The 17,292-nt window shown below is 69.7% G+C and carries 16 protein-coding genes; all 16 read left to right on the top strand.

Annotated features, from left to right (window positions below; all coding sequences use genetic code 11):
* Positions 1-6 precede the first annotated feature (6 nt).
* The 16 genes from HZ989_RS14650 (at position 7) to HZ989_RS14575 (ending at position 17,239) form a co-directional block, all read left to right on the top strand.
* Positions 7-687: a response regulator transcription factor gene (locus HZ989_RS14650; protein WP_209321530.1), complete on the top strand. Its 681-nt coding sequence runs from the start codon at positions 7-9 to the stop codon at positions 685-687.
* On the top strand, positions 684-2,132 hold the full coding sequence (locus HZ989_RS14645; RefSeq protein ID WP_245162391.1) for a sensor histidine kinase: 1,449 nt from the start codon (positions 684-686) through the stop codon (positions 2,130-2,132). The genes HZ989_RS14650 and HZ989_RS14645 overlap by 4 nt, the downstream gene beginning before the upstream one ends.
* Before the next feature lie 80 nt (positions 2,133-2,212).
* Positions 2,213-3,601: a hypothetical protein gene (locus tag HZ989_RS14640; RefSeq protein WP_209321529.1), complete on the top strand. Its 1,389-nt coding sequence runs from the start codon at positions 2,213-2,215 to the stop codon at positions 3,599-3,601.
* 17 nt (positions 3,602-3,618) lie between these two features.
* On the top strand, positions 3,619-4,431 hold the full coding sequence (ccmI, locus tag HZ989_RS14635) for a c-type cytochrome biogenesis protein CcmI (RefSeq protein ID WP_209321528.1): 813 nt from the start codon (positions 3,619-3,621) through the stop codon (positions 4,429-4,431).
* A 70-nt stretch (positions 4,432-4,501) separates the two neighbouring features.
* Positions 4,502-4,966 (top strand): cytochrome c maturation protein CcmE, encoded by a 465-nt coding sequence (gene ccmE / locus HZ989_RS14630; protein ID WP_209321527.1) that lies wholly within the window; start codon positions 4,502-4,504, stop codon positions 4,964-4,966.
* The gene (locus HZ989_RS14625) at positions 4,963-6,957 is read left to right on the top strand and encodes a heme lyase CcmF/NrfE family subunit (protein WP_209321526.1); all 1,995 of its coding nucleotides are present in this window, start codon (positions 4,963-4,965) and stop codon (positions 6,955-6,957) included. The genes ccmE and HZ989_RS14625 overlap by 4 nt, the downstream gene beginning before the upstream one ends.
* 206 nt (positions 6,958-7,163) lie before the next feature.
* Positions 7,164-7,619, top strand: coding sequence for a cytochrome c-type biogenesis protein (locus HZ989_RS14620; RefSeq protein WP_245162390.1), 456 nt, complete (start codon positions 7,164-7,166; stop codon positions 7,617-7,619).
* 108 nt (positions 7,620-7,727) lie between these two features.
* The gene (locus HZ989_RS14615; RefSeq protein ID WP_209321524.1) at positions 7,728-9,284 is read left to right on the top strand and encodes a Do family serine endopeptidase; all 1,557 of its coding nucleotides are present in this window, start codon (positions 7,728-7,730) and stop codon (positions 9,282-9,284) included.
* 88 nt (positions 9,285-9,372) lie between these two features.
* Positions 9,373-10,044, top strand: coding sequence for a response regulator transcription factor (locus HZ989_RS14610; RefSeq protein ID WP_209321523.1), 672 nt, complete (start codon positions 9,373-9,375; stop codon positions 10,042-10,044).
* A gap of 136 nt (positions 10,045-10,180) precedes the next feature.
* Positions 10,181-11,593 carry a HAMP domain-containing sensor histidine kinase gene (locus tag HZ989_RS14605; RefSeq protein WP_209321522.1) on the top strand — a complete coding sequence of 471 codons (1,413 nt, stop codon included), beginning with the start codon at positions 10,181-10,183 and terminating at the stop codon, positions 11,591-11,593.
* Positions 11,590-14,481: a bifunctional [glutamine synthetase] adenylyltransferase/[glutamine synthetase]-adenylyl-L-tyrosine phosphorylase gene (locus HZ989_RS14600; RefSeq protein ID WP_209321521.1), complete on the top strand. Its 2,892-nt coding sequence runs from the start codon at positions 11,590-11,592 to the stop codon at positions 14,479-14,481. Before HZ989_RS14605 ends, HZ989_RS14600 begins: the two co-directional genes overlap by 4 nt.
* The gene (gene arsC, locus HZ989_RS14595; RefSeq protein ID WP_209321520.1) at positions 14,481-14,906 is read left to right on the top strand and encodes an arsenate reductase (glutaredoxin); all 426 of its coding nucleotides are present in this window, start codon (positions 14,481-14,483) and stop codon (positions 14,904-14,906) included. The genes HZ989_RS14600 and arsC overlap by 1 nt, the downstream gene beginning before the upstream one ends.
* Positions 14,907-15,003: 97 nt before the next feature.
* On the top strand, positions 15,004-15,633 hold the full coding sequence (locus HZ989_RS14590) for an EF-hand domain-containing protein (protein ID WP_209321519.1): 630 nt from the start codon (positions 15,004-15,006) through the stop codon (positions 15,631-15,633).
* A 60-nt stretch (positions 15,634-15,693) separates the two neighbouring features.
* Positions 15,694-16,260: an RNA polymerase sigma factor gene (locus HZ989_RS14585; RefSeq protein WP_209321518.1), complete on the top strand. Its 567-nt coding sequence runs from the start codon at positions 15,694-15,696 to the stop codon at positions 16,258-16,260.
* 20 nt (positions 16,261-16,280) lie between these two features.
* Complete coding sequence (locus HZ989_RS14580; protein WP_209321517.1) at positions 16,281-16,709, top strand: hypothetical protein; 429 nt, start codon at positions 16,281-16,283, stop codon at positions 16,707-16,709.
* Positions 16,706-17,239, top strand: a complete 534-nt coding sequence (locus tag HZ989_RS14575) for a periplasmic heavy metal sensor (protein ID WP_209321516.1) — start codon at positions 16,706-16,708, stop codon at positions 17,237-17,239. The genes HZ989_RS14580 and HZ989_RS14575 overlap by 4 nt, the downstream gene beginning before the upstream one ends.
* Positions 17,240-17,292: the final 53 nt, after the last annotated feature.

Below are 17,292 nucleotides of genomic sequence, written 5' to 3'. Positions count from 1 at the left end.
ACGATCATGCGTGTTCTGCTTGTCGAGGATGACGTTGACCTGTCGCGTCAGCTGAAGATGGCGCTGGGCGACGCCGGCTATGCCGTCGATCACGCCGCCGACGGCGAGGAAGCCCATTTTCTGGGCGACACCGAACCCTATGACGTCGTGGTGCTGGATCTGGGTCTGCCCAAGATCGACGGCGTCTCGGTGCTGGAGCGCTGGCGGCGGGATGGCAAGACGACACCCGTGCTGATCCTGACCGCGCGCGGGGCCTGGTCGGACAAGGTCTCGGGCTTCGATGCCGGGGCCGACGACTATCTGACCAAGCCCTTCCACACCGAGGAGTTGCTGGCGCGGCTGCGGGCCCTGCTGCGGCGTTCGGCCGGCATCGCCTCGGCGACCCTGTCATGCGGCGGCCTGCGGCTGGATCCCAAGGCGGCGCGCGCGACCGTGAATGGCGAGCCGCTGCGGCTGACGTCGCTGGAATACCGGCTGCTGCACTATATGATGATGCACCAGGGCCGGGTCATCAGCCGGACCGAACTGGTCGAGCACCTGTACGATCAGGACTTCGACCGGGATTCCAACACGATCGAGGTCTTCATCGGCCGCCTGCGCAAGAAGGTCGGATCAGACCGGATCGAGACCGTGCGCGGGCTCGGCTATCGCCTGACGCCGCTGACCGGCGAGTCCGAGGCGGCGTGAGCCCCGAGGCGGGGACCCCGGTACGCTCGAAAGTGGCACCGTCCTGGGACCGCTGGTTCGGAAGGCCGGGCCGCAGTCTGACGCGCCGCCTCATCTGGCTGGCGTCGGCCTGGATCATCCTGGCCCTGATGCTGACGGGCTGGATGCTGACGCGCCAGTATGAGGAAAGCGCCTTCCGGCGCCTGGGCAACGTCCTGGCCACCACCATAGACGAGGTCGTCCTGGCCAGCGTGGCAACGCCCGACGGCATCGCGGTCGCCGAGATCAAGGACGCCCGCACCCTGCGCGGACTATCCGGCAAATACTGGCAGGTGGCCGAGGTCGGGCCCGACGGTCGGATGCGCATCCTGGCGCGTTCGCCCTCACTGGCGGGAGAGACACTTTATGTCGGCGGAGAGCTGCCCGAACGGCTGCAGGCGTCGTTCGGCACCCTGATCAGCTTCAACGACCCCGGCGTGCTCAAGGCCCCCCAGAGTCAGCCCCTGTACATTGCCGCCAGCATGAAGTCCCTGCCCGACCGGGCGCGCCCCCTGGTCTTCATGGCCGGCATCGACCGGTCCGACATCGAGACGGACACGCGCCAGTTCGCGACCTTCACCTGGACGGCGCTGCTGATCCTGGGGATCGGGCTGGTGATCGCGGTCTTCCTGCAGGTCCAGATCGGGCTGCGGCCCCTGTTCGATCTGAGGAACGAGATCGCCGACGTCCGCAAGGGCCGCGCGGCCCGGATCGCCCGCGATTATCCGACCGAGATCCAGCCTCTGGCCGAACAGGTCAATCGCCTGCTGGACCATAATCAGGAGGTGGTGGAGCGCCAGAGGACCCACGTCGGCAATCTGGCGCACGCCCTGAAGACGCCGCTCTCGGTCATGCTGGCCGAGGCGGAAAGCGATCCGACACCGCTGGCCGGGGTCGTGCGCCGTCAATCCGAGATCATGAAGGGCCAGGTCGATCACCACCTGCGCCGCGCCCGCGCCGCCGCCCGGGCGCAGGGCCTGGGCGAGCGCACGCCCGTGGGAGAGGTCATCGACGAACTGGCCGTGATGCTGGAACGGGTCTTCCAGTCCAAAGGGGTCGAGATCGACTGGCGCGCGCCCGACGACCTCGCCTTCCTGGGTGAGCGTCAGGACCTGCAGGAGGTGCTCGGCAATCTGATGGAGAATGCCTGCAAATGGTCGACGCGGCGGGTTCGGGTCTCGGCCGGGGGCAGCGGCCTGGGCCAGATGATCGCCGTGGTCGAGGATGACGGCCCCGGCCTGCCCGCCGACCAGCGTGACGAGGTCCTGAAGCGCGGGGCCCGTCTGGACGAGGAAGCCCCGGGGTCGGGCCTGGGTCTGGCGATCGTGGAGGACCTGACGAGGGCCTATGGCGGGCGGCTGACCCTGGCGGCCAGCGACCTGGGCGGTCTGAAGGCGGTGCTGGAGCTGCCGGCTGCCGAGGCCTGAACCGTCCGCTTGCCGAATCTTAAACTTCAGCGGTCAAGATGGTCCGAAAGCGGGGCGAAGCCCGTCTATCGGAGACCAGAATGGCCGCACTGTCGGTCGCTCAGTGCGCTGTGCTCGCCCAGATGCTGGAGCGCGTGCCCGGCAGCGTTCTGGATACGCTGTCGATGACCGTTGGCGAGATGCCAGGGGATCGCGCCCGCGCGCTCAGCAAGATGCTGGCTGAAGAGACCGCCGACCGCCAGCGCCGCGCCGTGGTGTTCGCGCCCCTTCTGCCCATGTTTGGCCCGCGTCCTGACGGCGTCGCCGCCCTGACCTTTCCGTCCACCGTCCTGCCTCGCGTGTGGAAGGCCGCCACGGCCCGCGAGCCCAAGCTGCTGCGCCAGCTGGAAGACGTCCGGTTCCGTGAGGACGATCCCAAGGTCGTGGCGGTGGCCAATCGCATCTGTATCGCGGCCTCCGGCGTGATCCGGGACCAGCCCGACATCATCTGGCCTGCGGACGGGTGGGACGAAGACACGCGGGCCGAAGGTCTCAGTGAACTGGCGGCCTGTTTCGACCTGTCCATTCTGGCCCGAAGCGGCATCGCGGCTCTTCCGGCCCTGACCGCCCGCCCGACCGAGGCTCAGCTGGCCGAGCTGCGTCTGATGATCCGCGACGCTTCCGAGATCGCGCATGACGGAGGACCGCGCCTTGTCGAAATCCTGTTTGCACACCTGGGCGATGCGGCGCGGATCCTGCGTCTGGTGATCAACTCGTCGCGCGCCGCGAGCCAGGAAGGCATGCTGTCGGCATCGGAGATGGCGGTCTTCGTCGACCGGCTGATCGCCGCAGTGGAAGACCGGGTGACCCGTATCGCCGCCTTCAAACCCGGGCGTGCCGACTCCGCCCCGGGTGTCGGCGTGGAGGACGACATCATCTGGTGTGGCGAGATCCTGGAGGAACTGGACCGTACCCTTCAGCTGGCGCCCGAAGGCGCATGGGGCAGGTCGGCGCGCGAGGCCCGCGTCCGCATCAACGGCACTCTGTCGGACATGCTGAAATCCACGGAAAGGTCCCTCGACAAGATCATGCCGACCCGGCGGGCCCGGACCGCCGGCCGCATGACCCGCGAAGCCGCCGACCTGGACAAGATGGCCGGGCCGGACGTCATCGAGACCACACGGGTCATGCTGACCCTGGTCGGGGCCATCCGCAGCTCGGCCAAGGTCTTCGGCTGCGAGTCCCAGAGATATCAGCTGGAACAGACGGTGATCGAGCGGCTCACCAGCTACGTCGATCTGGTGATGGAGATCGTCAATGAAGGCGAGGCCCCGGATGTCCATGCCGCCCTGCATCTGGTCGAGACCTTGTCGGAGTTCCTGACGCTGATCGACGCCACCGACCTGGCCAAGACCGTGCGCCGTCGTGCCACCGCCGCCAAGGTCGCCCTGAACCCCGCGACACCTGAGGCCTCGCCCCAGGCCGCGTGATCCGCTAAGCCGCCGGGATGATCGTATTCTGGACTCTGGCCGGGTTCGCCACGGCGCTCGCAGGATGGCTGGTGCTGACGGCGGCCCGACAGGGACGGACGGTGGTTCCGGTGCCGTCCGACACCGCGACCGCAGAGCTGGCGGAGCTGGACCGCCTGAAGGCACGCGGCTTGCTGGACGACGATGCCTATGCCGGCGCGCGGGCCGAGGCGGCGCGTCGCCTTCTGGCCGATTCGGGGCCGGAGCCCGTCGTGCAGGTCGGATCGCGCGACCGGACCATCGTCATGTCAGCCTTGGGGGCGACCGCCGTCGTCGCCCTGGGCCTGTATTTCGTCTTCGGTGCCCCCGGTCTGCCGGACCAGACCTATGAGCGGCGCATCGACGAATGGACCGCGACGCCCGAGACGCTCGACGCGCCCCGGATGGCGGCCGTCCTCACCCGCGCCGTCAAGCGCGATCCCGGCAACCACACCGCCCTGACCATGCTCGGGGCCGCGCGCTTCCAGGCCGAGGATCCGATCGGCGCGGCCTCGGCCTTCCGCAAGGCGCTGGAGATCCGGCCGGACGACGCCCAGAGCTGGTCGCGTCTGGGGGAAAGCCTGGTCCGCGCCAATGAGGGCACGGTCGGCACGGACGCCGAAGCCGCCTTCGTCGAGGCCATCCGGCGCGATCCCGATCAGCTGGGCGCGCGCTTTTTCCTGGGGCAGGCCGCACTGGCGCGCGGCGACCCGGCACGGGCGCGGGAAATGTGGGGCCCGCTGATCGCCGTGCTCGATCCGGCCGACCCGCGCCGTGCCGGTCTGGTGGCCCGGCTGGCAGCGGCGGGATGACCCGTTGGTGCCGCCCGCATGCGGGTCTATACGCAGCATCCTGTTCCGATCTGACCGGTTTCGCGCACCCATGAGCTGGCTTCCCAAATCGCCCAAGGCCCGGCGTCGTCTATGGGTCGTGGCGGCCGCCGCGCCCGTGCTGGCTCTGGCCGTCGGCCTGTCCCTGTGGGCCATGCAGGACAGTGTGACCTTCTTCTTCTCGCCGTCCGAGGTGACCGAGCAGAAGGCCCCGACCGGCCGGGTCATCCGTCTGGGTGGCCTCGTCGAGACCGGCAGCGTCCGGATGCACGGAGCGGACGTCAGCTTCGCCGTCACCGACAACAAGGCGACCACCCGCGTCGTCTATCGCGGCGACCTGCCCGACCTGTTCCGCGAGGGGCAGGGGGTCGTGGCGCAAGGGTCGTTCCAGCCCGACCGCACCTTCCACGCCGACACGGTTCTGGCCAAGCACGACGAACGCTATATGCCGCGTGAGGTCGCGGACCGCCTGAAGGCCGACGGCGAATGGCGGCCCGAGACGCCCGCCCGCTCATGATCGTTGAATTCGGGTCCTTCTGCCTGGTCCTGGCCCTGGCCCTGTCGGTGCTGCAGACGGGGCTGTCCGCGGTCGGCCGGACGCGCCGCAGTCCGCTGCTGGCGGGCGGTGCCGAAGGGGCCGCACTCGCCGCTGCCGGAGCCGTGGCGCTGGCGTTCGGCGCGCTGATCTTCGCCTTCGCCACCTCCGACTTCTCGGTCGCCAATGTGGCCTCCAACAGTCACACCGACAAGCCGATGCTCTACAAGGTCGCGGCCGCCTGGGGCAGCCACGAGGGCTCGCTGGTCCTGTGGTGCCTGGTCATGACGGTGTTCGGTGCCGCCCTGACGCGCGCGCGCGGCCTGCCGTTCGGGCTGAAGGCCTCGGCCGTCGGCGTGCAGGGCGCGCTCGGCTCCCTGTTTCTGGCCTTCGCTGTCTTCACCTCGAACCCGTTCAGCCGGCTGGATCCGGCCCCGATCCAGGGGGCGTCGCTGAACCCGTTGCTGCAGGACCCGGCACTCGCCTTCCATCCGCCGCTTCTCTACATGGGCTATGTCGGGTTTTCGGTGACCTTCTCGCTGGCGGTCGCGGCCCTGATCGAGGGCAAGGCCTTCTCCGGCTTCTGGCCCGCCTGGGGGCGCTGGGTCCGACCGTGGGCCCTGGCCAGCTGGGTCTTTCTGACCGGCGGCATCACACTGGGCTCCTTCTGGGCCTATTACGAACTGGGCTGGGGGGGCTGGTGGTTCTGGGACCCGGTCGAGAACGCCAGCTTCATGCCCTGGCTGGCGGGCACCGCCCTGCTTCACAGTGCCGTGGTGACCGAGCGGCGCGGGGCGCTGGCGGGCTGGACCGTCTTCCTGGCCCTGCTGGCCTTCAGCATGTCGATGCTGGGTGCCTTCCTGGTGCGCTCCGGCGTCCTGACCAGCGTTCACGCCTTCGCCGTCGATCCCGAGCGGGGCATGATGTTGCTGGCCATTCTGGGCTTCACCGCCGGGTCCGCTTTCGCCCTGTTCGCCTGGCGGGCACCCCAGCTGAAGGGCGGCGGTCTGTTCGCCCCGATCAGCCGCGAGGGCGCGCTGGTGCTGAACAACCTGTTCCTGACCGTCGCGGCCGTCACCGTCCTGCTGGGTACGCTCTATCCCCTGATCCTGGAGGCCGCGACCGGCGCGACCATCTCGGTCGGCCCGCCCTATTTCGCCCTGACCTTCACGCCCCTGATGCTGGTCGCCTTCCTGATCCTGCCGGCCGGGCCGTTGCTGGCCTGGAAGCGGGGCGATGCCCGGGGCGCGATCCAGCGTCTGGCCGTCGCCGGAGCCCTGGCCATCGGTGCCGGATTCGTCGGCTGGCTGGCGTTCGAGCCGAAGAAGGCCCTGACCGCAGGGGGTCTCGCTATCGGCGCCTGGCTGATCTTCGGGGCGCTCGCGGAGGTGATCGAGCGGGTCCGGCTGTTCAAGGCCCCCCTGGCCGAGGTCCTGCGCCGCACGCGGGGCCTGCCGCTGGGGGCCTGGGGCATGACCCTGGCCCATGCCGGTCTGGGCGTCTTCGTCCTGGGGGCCGTGATCGAGACCGGATTCAAGGTCGAGGCCGCTGCCCCCGTCTCCATCGGCCAGACCGTGACCGCCGGGCCATGGCGGGTCACCCTGGACAAGGTCGAGGTCGTCGAGGGGCCCAACTATCTGGCCGAGCGGGGCACGCTGACGGTCGCCCCGGTCGATGCGGGCCCGCAGACCCGCACCATCACCGCCGAGCGTCGGTTCTTCCCGGCGGGCGGCCAGACGACGACCGAGGTCGGTCTGGATTTCCGGGGCCTGGACGACGTCTATGTGGTCATGGGCGAGCGCCGCGCGGGGGCCCAGGGCCAGAACGCCTGGACGGTGCGGGTGTATGTCAATCCGTGGGCGCGGCTGATCTTCCTGGGACCGTTCATCATGGCGCTGGGCGGCCTGCTGAGCCTGTTCGACCGGAGGCTGAGGCTGGCCGTCGGAGGGCGCAGGAAGGCGGTGGCGACATGAACATCGAGACTTCCGCTCATCCCCGCGAAAGCGGGGACCCAGTCCTGTGGGGGAGGGGCTCCCATGAGGTCCTTATTGAGCGCGATCCTGCGCACCCTGCGCCACGAAAGCACTGGGTCCCCGCTTTCGCGGGGATGAGCGGAGGGGGAGCGACGGTGCTTCTTTCGCTCATCATTGCTATGCTGTGCATGATTACAGCGCCCGCCTTGGCCGCCGAGCCCGCCGCGGCACCCGACCGGCCCCTGCCCGATGCCGCCCAGGAAGCCCGCGCCCAGGCCCTGTTCAAGGACGTGCGCTGCGTCGTCTGCCAGCATGAGTCCATCGCCGACAGCCCGGCGGGCATCGCCGGCGACATGCGCCAGCGCATCCGCGAGGAGATCGCCTCGGGCGATACCGACGCCGCCGTCCGCGCCGACCTGGTCAGGCTGTATGGCGACTACATCCTGTTCACGCCGCCGGTGCGCGAGGGGACCTGGCTGCTGTGGTTCGGGCCGCTGATGCTGGTCGTGCTGGGCGGGCTGGCGCTGATTGCCTTCACGCGCCGCCAGACCGTGGAATCCCCACCGCTTTCGCCTGATGAGGAGCGTCGGCTGGCCGATCTTCTCCAAACGGAAACGGTTCGCCCCGATCCTGACGCAAGCGCGCCTCACGACGGGCGCTAGACGGGTAGAATCGTCAAACAGCGGAGGTTGGCGAAAGTCGCCATCGTCCTATATCCAAAGGCGAAACGGACACCCGCAAGGGGTCCATTGAAGGATCGCAAGAGACCGATGCTGAAACGCAAGGAATTCATCCTGGGGGCCGCCGTCGGCCTGACCTTCGCCGCCGCGGCGACCGCCGGGGGCGTGATCGACTGGCCGGGTGCCAATGCGGCCGAACGGCCGACCGCCGCCGGACGCCTGATCCCCTCGGCCGGAGCGGGCCTGGCCTTCGCCCCGCCGCAGGGCGCGCCGCTCAGCTTTGCCGACATCTTCGAACAGGTCGCGCCCGCCGTGGTCCAGATCGATGTCGAGACCCCGGTCGAGCGCCCGCGCGGCGGCATGATCCCCATCCCCGGCCTGCCGGGCTTCGGCTTCCAGGCCCCCGAGACCCAGCAGCCCGATGAGGACGAGGAGCCCCGGACGGCCCAAGGGGCCGGGTCCGGCTTCTTCATCTCGGCCGACGGCTTCATCGTGACCAACAATCACGTCGTCGAGAACGCTACCAAAATTATGGTCAAGCTGTCGGACGGGCGAGAACTTCAGGCCCGGTTGGTCGGTCGCGATAAGGATACGGACCTGGCCGTGGTGAAGGTCGAGGGATCGGACTTCAAATTCGTCAGCTTCGAGGAAGCGGCCGAACCGCGCGTCGGCGACTGGGTCATCGCCGTGGGCAACCCCTTCGGCCTGGGCGGCACCGCCACGGCCGGGATCGTCTCGGCACGCGCCCGCGACATCGGCGACGGGTCGACGCCCTATACGGACTATCTGCAGATCGATGCCGCCATCAACCGGGGCAACTCGGGTGGGCCGACGTTCGATATCTACGGCCGGGTGATCGGGGTGAACTCCGCGATCTTCTCACCGACCGGCGGCTCGGTGGGCATCGGCTTCGCCATTCCGGCCTCGATCGCCAAGTCGGTGACGGATCGGTTGATGAGCGGCCGAGCGATAGAGCGCGGCTATCTGGGCGTCCAGATCCAGAACCTGCCGGAAGACTATCGCGAGCCGCTGGGCCTTCCTGCAGAACAGGAAGGCGCCTTCATCGCCGAGGTCACGCCCGGCGGCCCGGCGGCCGAGGCCGGGCTGCGCGAAAGCGACGTCGTGGTGGCCCTGAACGGCCAGCCCGTCACGAGTTCGACCGAACTGACCCGTCGCGTGGGACAGGCCTCGCCGGGCGATGTCCTGCGGCTTGAGATCTTCCGCGAAGGCCGTCGCCAGACGATCAATGTCCGGTCCGGGACCCGCCCGGCAGACGTCAATGCCCAGGCGAACGGAGCCGATGAGGACCAGACGGTTCGCCCGGATCGCGTGCAACCTCTGGCAGGGGAAGTCATCGAAGGGATGACGGTCGCGCCGATCACCGAGGCCCTTCGGTCTCGCTATTCGATCGACGAGGGCGTCCGCGGACTGGTCGTGACCGGGGTGTCGGCAACGTCGCGGGCGGGGAGGGCCCAGATCCCCGCCGGTGCCGTCATCACCCAGGCCAACGGCCGACCGGTGGCCAGCGTCGCCGAGCTGCGCGGGGTCATCGCGGCCTTGCGTACTGCCAATCGCGACAGCGTGCTGCTGATGTTCCGCGTTCCGCAGGGCAACCGGCCGTTCGTGCTGGAACTCGAGGACAAGTGATCGTCCCGACCCTGAACAAGCCGTAACTCCCAAGTTCGCCGCCGATGGGCTACCGTCGGCGGCGAATCTGCGTCTGGAGGGCGGTGCCATGAAAATTCTGGTTGTCGAGGACGACGCCGAGGCGGCCCAGGCAATGGTGCGGGGCCTGACCGAGGGCGGCCACACCGTGTCCCACGCCATCGACGGGGCCTATGGCCTGCTGGAGGCGCAGAAGGGCGACTACGACGTCTATGTGGTCGACCGGATGATGCCCCGGCTGGACGGCATCGGCATGGTCGAGACCCTGAGGAAGGACGGCGACCAGACCCCGGTGCTGTTCCTGTCGGCCATGGGCGAGGTCGAGGACCGCGTCGTGGGGCTGAAGGCCGGGGGCGACGACTATCTGGTCAAGCCCTATGCCTTCGCAGAGCTGATCGCCCGGGTCGAGGCCCTGTCGCGCCGCCGCGAGACGGGCGGGGTGCAGACCGTGCTGAAGGTCGGCGACCTGGAGATGAACCTGATTGCCCGCACCGTGCATCGCGGCTCGACCGAGATCGACCTGCAGCCGCGCGAGTTCCAGCTGCTGGAATTCCTGATGCGTCATGCCGGCCAGTCGGTGACCCGCACCATGCTGCTGGAAAAGGTCTGGGAATACCATTTCGACCCCCAGACCAACGTCATCGACGTCCACATCAGCCGCCTGCGCTCCAAGATCGACAAGGGTTTCGATCGCGCCATGCTGCAGACGGTCCGGGGCGCGGGGTACCGGCTGGAGGCTTGAGCCAGTGGCGAGTGGCGAGTGGCGAGTGGCGAGTTGGTCGCGGCCGGCGATATGGTCTGATTGCGCTCGGGTCCAAGGGTGCGCTGCTGCTCGTTTCCGCTCTCGCCACTCGCCACTCGCCACTCGCCACTAAGCGATGCAGCTTCCCTCCCTCTTTCGCCGCACGCCCTTTCGCCTGACGCTGCTGTTCCTCGCCCTGTTCGCGGCGGCGGCGAGCGCGATCCTGGCCTATGTCTACATCGCCTCGGCGACGGAGGCGCAGGCCAAGGCTGAGGCGGATGTGACGGGCGAGTTGCTGACCCTGCGGGGCATCTATGACACGCGCGGGATCGACGCGCTGAACATGGCGGTCATCGATCGTTCGATCAGCAGAAACGCCTTCGTCTACCAGCTGATCGACCGAAGCGGGATGCCGATCACCGGCAGCCTGAGCGTTAATCCCTTCGAGCCGACGGCGCAGGACGGCGCGTGGATCACCTTCCCCTTCACCGACATCGACGCCGAGGGGCGCGTGATCCGGCCCCAGGTGCGGGCTGTGACCTCACGGTTGTCGGGTGGCGAGACCCTGATCGTCGGCGAGAGCCTCGGCGATACCGAGGCCTATCTGAACCGGCTGACCCAGGCGCTGTGGGCGGCCATGGGCATGGTGCTGCTGCTGGGGCTCAGCGGCGGGCTCCTCATCAGCCGAAATCTTGAACGGTCGATGGCGCGGCTGACCCGCGTCGTCACGGCCGTGGAGGAGGGGGATCTCAAGGCTCGTGTGCCGGTCAAGGCGTCGGGCGACGAGCTGGACGAGCTGGGGCGCGGCCTGAACCACATGCTGGACCGGCTGGAGGGGTCGATGGCCTCGATCCGGCATGCGGGCGACGCCATCGCCCACGACCTGCGCTCGCCGCTGACGCGGATGCGGGCCAAGCTGGAGGTCGCCCTGATCGACGCCGACAATGGCAAGGTTTCGGGCGTCGAGGCCCTGGGCATCGCGCTGGACGAGGCCGATACCCTACTGAAGACCTTCAACACCGTCCTGGCCATCGCCCGGCTGCAGGCTGCGGCGGGGCGGATTCCCGACGCCGCCGTGTTCGACGCCGCCGACCTGGCTGCCGACATGGCCGAGCTGTACGAGCCCGCCGCCGAGGACAAGGGGCTGGAGTTCTCCGCCGAGATCGAGACCGGGTTGATGATCGAGGGCGGGCGGCCCTTCCTGGCCCAGGCCCTGGCCAACGTCATCGATAATGCCATCAAATATACCCCGGTCGGGGGCGCGGTGATGCTGCGTGCGCGTCGTCGCTCCTCGGGCGAGATCGAATATTCGGTCACCGACACCGGACCGGGCGTGCCCGAGGCGGATCGCGGTCGGGTCATCGAACGCTTCGTGCGGCTGGACAACTCCCGCACCGAGGCCGGATCGGGGCTGGGCCTGTCGCTGGTGGGTGCCGTGATGGAGGCGCACATGGGCCGCATCCAGCTGGACGAGGGTCCGGGCGAATACGGCGGCTTCGGTCCCGGCCTCCGCGTCGCCCTGATCCTGCCGCCTGCGAGCGTGGCGTGAGCGACCTGCCGCTGGGCCGACGGATCGCACCGTGCGGTCCGGTGGTCGACGCGAACGCGGCAGAGCGGGCGAGGGACCGGCTGGCCCCGCTGGCGGCCGAAGGCGGATGGGGCGATGTGTTCGACGCGGCATGGCCCGCCCTGGTCCCGGCCTTCGCCGCCTCGCCCTATCTGTTCGGTCTGGCCCGGCGCTGGCCCGCGATCCTGCGGGCTGTGTTGACCGATCCGGTCGACGACCGGCTGGCCGAGCTCATCGCCCGCACCATCGCCCTGACCGGCGGGGCCGACGACATGCGGGCCCCCCTTCGGCACCTGAAGGCCGAGCTGCATCTTCTGACGGCGCTCGCCGATCTGGGCGGTGTCTGGGATCTGGATCGGGTGACGGGCGCGCTCAGCCGGTTCGCGGATGTCGCCAGCCGCGCGGCCCTGTCCGGCGTGGCCGAGGACCTTCGCCGACGGGGAAAACTGCTGACCCCCGCCGCCGACACGCGCGGGCCCATTCCGGGCCTGTTCGGCCTGGCCATGGGCAAGCATGGCGCCTTCGAGCTGAACTATTCCTCCGACATCGACCTCAGCCTGTTCTTCGATCCCGAGCGGCTGGCCCCCGTCCTGGCCGGGGGCACGGAGGCGCAGGGGCTGATGAACCGGGTGGCCCAAGGGGTCGCGGCCCTGCTGAGCGAGCGCACCGCAGACGGCTATGTCTTCCGCGTCGATCTGCGGCTGCGGCCCGATCCGTCGTCCACGCCGCCGGTTGTGGCCGTCCCCATGGCGCTGGACTATTACGAGAGCGTCGGCCAGAACTGGGAGCGGGCCGCCTTCATCAAGGCGCGCGCCATCTGCGGGGACTTCGAGGCCGCGACAGCGTTCCTGAAGGAGATGGTCCCCTTCGTCTGGCGACGCAGCCTCGACTATCAGGCCGTGCTCGACATCCAGTCGATCAAGCGACAGATCCACGTCCACAAGACCGGCGAGGGGCTGGAGGCGGCCGGGGCGAACCTGAAGCTGGGGCGCGGCGGCATCCGCGAGATCGAATTCTATGCCCAGACCCAGCAGCTGATCCTGGGCGGGCGAGACGCCGGCCTGCGCCAACCCCGCACCGTCGATGCATTGGCGGCCCTCGTCGACAGGGGCCATCTGCCCGCCGGGGTCGCTGCCGGGATGACCGACGCCTATGTCGAGCTGCGCGGTCTGGAACACCGGATCCAGATGCTGGACGACGAACAGATCCACGTCCTGCCCGCCGATCCCGTCCGCCGCGCGGCCGTCGCGGCCCTGGCGGGGGCGGGCGACCTGGCGATCTTCGATGCGGGGGTCGAGGCGGTGCTGCTGGGCGTCAACCGGCGCTACGGGGCTCTGTTCGAGGGGGAGGAGGAACTGTCCTCGCCGTTCGGCAGCCTGGTGTTCACCGGGGTGGACAACGACCCGGAGACCCTGGCGACGCTGCAGCGGATGGGGTTCCCGGACCCCTCGAACGTCGCCGACACGATCCGGTCCTGGCACCACGGCCGCATCCCGGCGACCCGCTCGGTCCGGGGGCGCGAGCTGTTCACGCGGCTGGCCCCGCGCCTGCTGACGGCGCTGGCGCGGACGGGCGCGGCGGACGCGGCCTTCCGACGGTTCTCGGTCTTCTTTTCGGGCCTGTCGGCGGGGGTACAGATCCAGGCCCTGTTCCTGAACCAGCCCGAGCTGTTCGAGCGCATCGTCGGCGTCATGGCCTTCGCCCCCCGGCTGGCGCGGACCCTGGGGCGCTATCCGGCGGCGCTGGATTCCATGCTGGACGTGCGGTTCGAGACCGAGCTGGGCGTCAACACCGGCCTGTTCGACCAGATGGACGAGGAGGCGAAGGCGGCCGGCGACTTCGAGGGGGCCATGAACGCCGTGCGCCGCCTGCATCGCGAGCAGGCCTTCCGCATCGGCATGCAGACCCTGACCGGCCGGGTCGGCCCACAGGCGGCGGGGAAGGGTTTCACCAACCTGGCCGATGCCGTCATGCGCACCCTGTCGGCCGCAGCCCTGACCGAAACGCTACGGCTGGGCGGGACCTTTCCCGGCGCGGTCGCGGTCATCGCACTGGGCAAGGCCGGGTCTGGCGAGATGACGGCGGGGTCCGATCTGGATCTGATGACCGTGTACGATGCGCCTGCCGATGCGGTGTCCGGGACCCGGGGCTGGTCGGCGGATACCTTCTATGTCCGTTTCACCCAGAGGCTGATCTCAGCCCTGTCGGCGCGCACGGCAGAGGGGGGGCTGTACGAGGTCGACATGCGGTTGCGCCCTTCCGGCTCCAAGGGACCGGTGTCGGTCAGGCTGTCGGGCTTCAGCGCCTACTATGCCGGGGAGGCCGCGACCTGGGAGTTCATGGCCCTGACCCGCGCCCGCGTCGCCTGGGCCAGCGACCCGGCCTTCGGGTCGCAGGTGACCCAGGCCATCGAGGAGGCCCTGCGCCGGCCGCGTCCGGGCGTCGATGTCGCCGCAGAGGTCCGCGCCATGCGCGACCTGATGGCGCGCGAACGCCGCGCCTCGGGCTTCTGGGACCTGAAGCTGGTACCCGGAGGGCTGGTCGACGCCGAATTCGTCGGTCAATTCCGGCAGTTGCAGGCTGCAGGCAGGGGCACCGCGCTCAGCGTCTCGACGCTGGAGCAACTCGCCTCCGACAAGGCCCTGCACGAGGCCTGGGCCCTGCAGCAGGGTCTGTCCCAGCTGCTGGCCTGCGCCTTCGACGACCGCGCCGACGTCGAGGCCGAACCCGCCACCTTCCACGCCCGGCTGGCGACAGCGGCCGGCGAAAAGGACTTCAAGGCGCTGGTCCGGCGGCTGGAGCGAACGCGCAAGGCGGCGCGCAAGGCCTTCGACAAGGCCCTGCCACCCCCCGGAGGACTCGCGACCTGATGGACGTCGTCATCTATCACAACCCAGCCTGCGGCACGTCCCGCAATGCCCTGGCCCTGATCCGTCACGTCGGGATCGAACCCCATGTGATCGAGTCTCTGAAGACGCCGCCCAGTCGGGCCATGATCGTCGATCTGGCGGCGCGCGCCGGTGTTCCGATCCGGATGCTGATGCGCGCGAAGGAAGCGGCGTTCTCCGATCTTGGCCTCGGCGATCCCGGGCTGGACGACGACCGGCTGCTGGATGCGATCGGAGCGCAGCCGGTCCTGCTCAATCGCCCGATCGTCGTGTCCGGGCTCGGCGTCCGGCTTTGCCGGCCTTCGGAAGCCGTCCTCGACCTGCTGCCGTCCGACGGCCTCAAGCCCTTCACCAGGGAGGACGGAGCGGTGGTCGTCGATGCCTCCGGACGGCGCGTCCTGCCCTGACGACGGCCCCGCGACGGACTCCCTGACGACCCGCGTTGAATGTGTCGGTGGGCAACATCGGGTCAGCGCATGGCGCACCCCTTTCGGAGACGACATCATGAGAAAGATCCTTCTGGTTACGGGCGCCGCGGGCGTCCTGGCCATCCTCGCCGGAGCCGCAGTCGCCCAGACGGCGACACCGGCACCGCATGGCATGCGCGCGGATGCCAATGCCGACGGCCGTATCAGCCGTGACGAATTCGTTCAGGGCCGGGTGGCACGCCTGACGGCCGTGGACGCCAACCGCGACGGCTCGGTCTCGGCCGAGGAGATGCGCTCCGGCATCGACACCCGCCGCAACCAGCAGGTCTCGGCCCGCTTCGACACGGCCGACACCGACGGCAATGGCATGCTGAGCCGCGAGGAGTTCATCTCGGCCGCGGGTCAGCGCGGCGAGCGCGCCGGGCGCGGCGGCCACGGGCGGGGCGGGGAGCATCGCGGCTGGCGCGGAGCGGGCAGGGGCGGTGCCGAGCGCGGCACGCGCGGACCGGTGGCCATCGCCGATGTCGAGGCCCGCATCACCGCCGCCTTCGCCCGTCTGGACAAGGACGGCGACGGCTATGTAACCGCCCGGGAACGTCAGACCGCCCGGGGCGAGATGCGCGAGGCCCGTCGGGAGCGTCGCGCCGCGCGGATGGCCAACCGCACCGCCGGAACGTCGTCGCCATCGACGGCCCCTTCGGAGTAGGGTGAATGGCGGGGTCGACGATGCGCGTCCGACTCTCTCTCCTGTCCGGAAAGGGACCGATTGGGCGCGATCGTCGACCCCGACGAGGATCTGGTGCGCCGCGTGGGTCAGGGCGACCCGGCGGCGATCGAGGCCATGGTGGCCCGGAAGCTGCCGCGCATGCTGGCTCTGGCCCAGCGGATGCTGGGCGACGTCGGCGAGGCCGAGGACGTGGCCCAGGACGCCATGCTGCGGGCGTGGAAACAGGCGCCGCTCTGGCAGCCGGGCAAGGCCAGGTTCGACACCTGGCTGCACCGGGTCGGGCTGAACCTCTGCTACGACCGATTGCGGAAACGGCGCGAGGTCCCGACCACGACCGGGACGCCGCCGGACCGGCCCGATCCGGGACCGGCGCCGGATCGGGGCCTGCTGGCTGCGCAACTGGGCGACCGGGTCAACCGGGCGCTGGCGAAACTGCCGGAGCGTCAGCGGGAGGCCATCGTGCTGTGCCACTATCAGGAGCTGGGCAATATCGAGGCCGCCAGCCTGATGGATATCAGCGTCGAGGCGCTGGAAAGTCTTCTGTCGCGGGGCCGCCGGACCCTGCGCCAGACCTTGTCGGACCTGGCACCCGGCGCTGAACCGTGACGGGCATGAGGAGAGAAGAGATGGACGAGGCGAGGCTGCGCGCACTGGCCGATATCTGGGGCGGGGACCTGCGCCGGTGGCCCGTGGCCGATGCCACGGCGGCGCGCGCCTGGTCGGCCGCGAATCGGTCCCTGGCCGAGCGGGCCCTGTTCGAGGCGCGTCAGCTGGATGCCGCTCTGGATAGCTCGCCCCGGCCGGCCGTATCGACGGCCCTGCGGGATCGGGTCATCGCCTCGGCGGCCGCAGCCGGGCTGAAGGCGCGGCAAGGCCTGTCCGCAGCGCTGAACCGCCTGTTCTGGATCGGCGGGGTTGGCTGGGCCGCCGCCGCCTGCGCGGGGGTGCTGTTCGGCACCACTCTTGGCAGCCAGATGGCGGCCGATCAGCAAACCGATCTGGTGCTGGAACAGGCGCTCGCCCCCGGCCTCGACGACACCATGGTGCCGGGATGAAGACCTGGACCCTGGCCATGGTTCTGGGCGCGGCCCTGGCCGTTTCGGTGGGCGTGAACCTGTTCGCCGCGACCGCCGCCTATTCGGTCCTGTCACGCCAGGACAGCGGCAGGCCCCACCGGGACGATGCGGATGGAGCGGGCCGCCCGTCCAGCCGCGCGATGATCGACAGGCTCAGCCCGGAGGCGCGTGCGCCGGTCCGCCAGGCCCTGCGCGCCGCCGCCCAGCGGGCCCGCCCCGAATTCCAGGCCTCACGCGAGGCCAGACGTCAGGCGATCGCGGCCGCATCGGCCGAGCCCATGGACGCCGCCCGCGTCACCGCCCTGCTGGATCAATCGCGCGCCTCCGAGGTCCGGGGTCGCGAGATGCTGGAGGCCGACACCATCGCCATCCTTCAGACGCTGAAGCCCGCCGACCGGACGGTGATGGCCCAGATGCTCAATGCCCGCGGGCGCGGTAGCGGTCATGACCGTAGCCATGCCCCGGCCGCGCGTTCGAACACGCCATCAGCCCGGAGCCTGATCGGATGACGTGGGATCGGCTCGCGATGCCGCCAATGCCGTGAATCAGGCTCCGGTCAGGC

It is taken from the genome of Brevundimonas sp. AJA228-03 (assembly GCF_017795885.1).
In the GTDB taxonomy this organism is placed as follows: Bacteria; Pseudomonadota; Alphaproteobacteria; order Caulobacterales; family Caulobacteraceae; genus Brevundimonas.
The sequence above is the reverse complement of the archived record's forward strand: the minus strand, read 5'-3'. Positions and strand labels throughout refer to the sequence as shown.

Coding starts and splice junctions, on each gene's coding strand:
- HZ989_RS14590 (WP_209321519.1), top strand. CDS start 15,004: ATGAGAAAGATCCTTCTGGTTACGGGCGCCGCGGGCGTCCTGGCCATC.
- ccmE (WP_209321527.1), top strand. CDS start 4,502: ATGAGCTGGCTTCCCAAATCGCCCAAGGCCCGGCGTCGTCTATGGGTC.
- HZ989_RS14615 (WP_209321524.1), top strand. CDS start 7,728: ATGCTGAAACGCAAGGAATTCATCCTGGGGGCCGCCGTCGGCCTGACC.
- ccmI (WP_209321528.1), top strand. CDS start 3,619: ATGATCGTATTCTGGACTCTGGCCGGGTTCGCCACGGCGCTCGCAGGA.
- arsC (WP_209321520.1), top strand. CDS start 14,481: ATGGACGTCGTCATCTATCACAACCCAGCCTGCGGCACGTCCCGCAAT.
- HZ989_RS14640 (WP_209321529.1), top strand. CDS start 2,213: ATGGCCGCACTGTCGGTCGCTCAGTGCGCTGTGCTCGCCCAGATGCTG.
- HZ989_RS14650 (WP_209321530.1), top strand. CDS start 7: ATGCGTGTTCTGCTTGTCGAGGATGACGTTGACCTGTCGCGTCAGCTG.
- HZ989_RS14580 (WP_209321517.1), top strand. CDS start 16,281: ATGGACGAGGCGAGGCTGCGCGCACTGGCCGATATCTGGGGCGGGGAC.
- HZ989_RS14625 (WP_209321526.1), top strand. CDS start 4,963: ATGATCGTTGAATTCGGGTCCTTCTGCCTGGTCCTGGCCCTGGCCCTG.
- HZ989_RS14610 (WP_209321523.1), top strand. CDS start 9,373: ATGAAAATTCTGGTTGTCGAGGACGACGCCGAGGCGGCCCAGGCAATG.
- HZ989_RS14605 (WP_209321522.1), top strand. CDS start 10,181: ATGCAGCTTCCCTCCCTCTTTCGCCGCACGCCCTTTCGCCTGACGCTG.
- HZ989_RS14575 (WP_209321516.1), top strand. CDS start 16,706: ATGAAGACCTGGACCCTGGCCATGGTTCTGGGCGCGGCCCTGGCCGTT.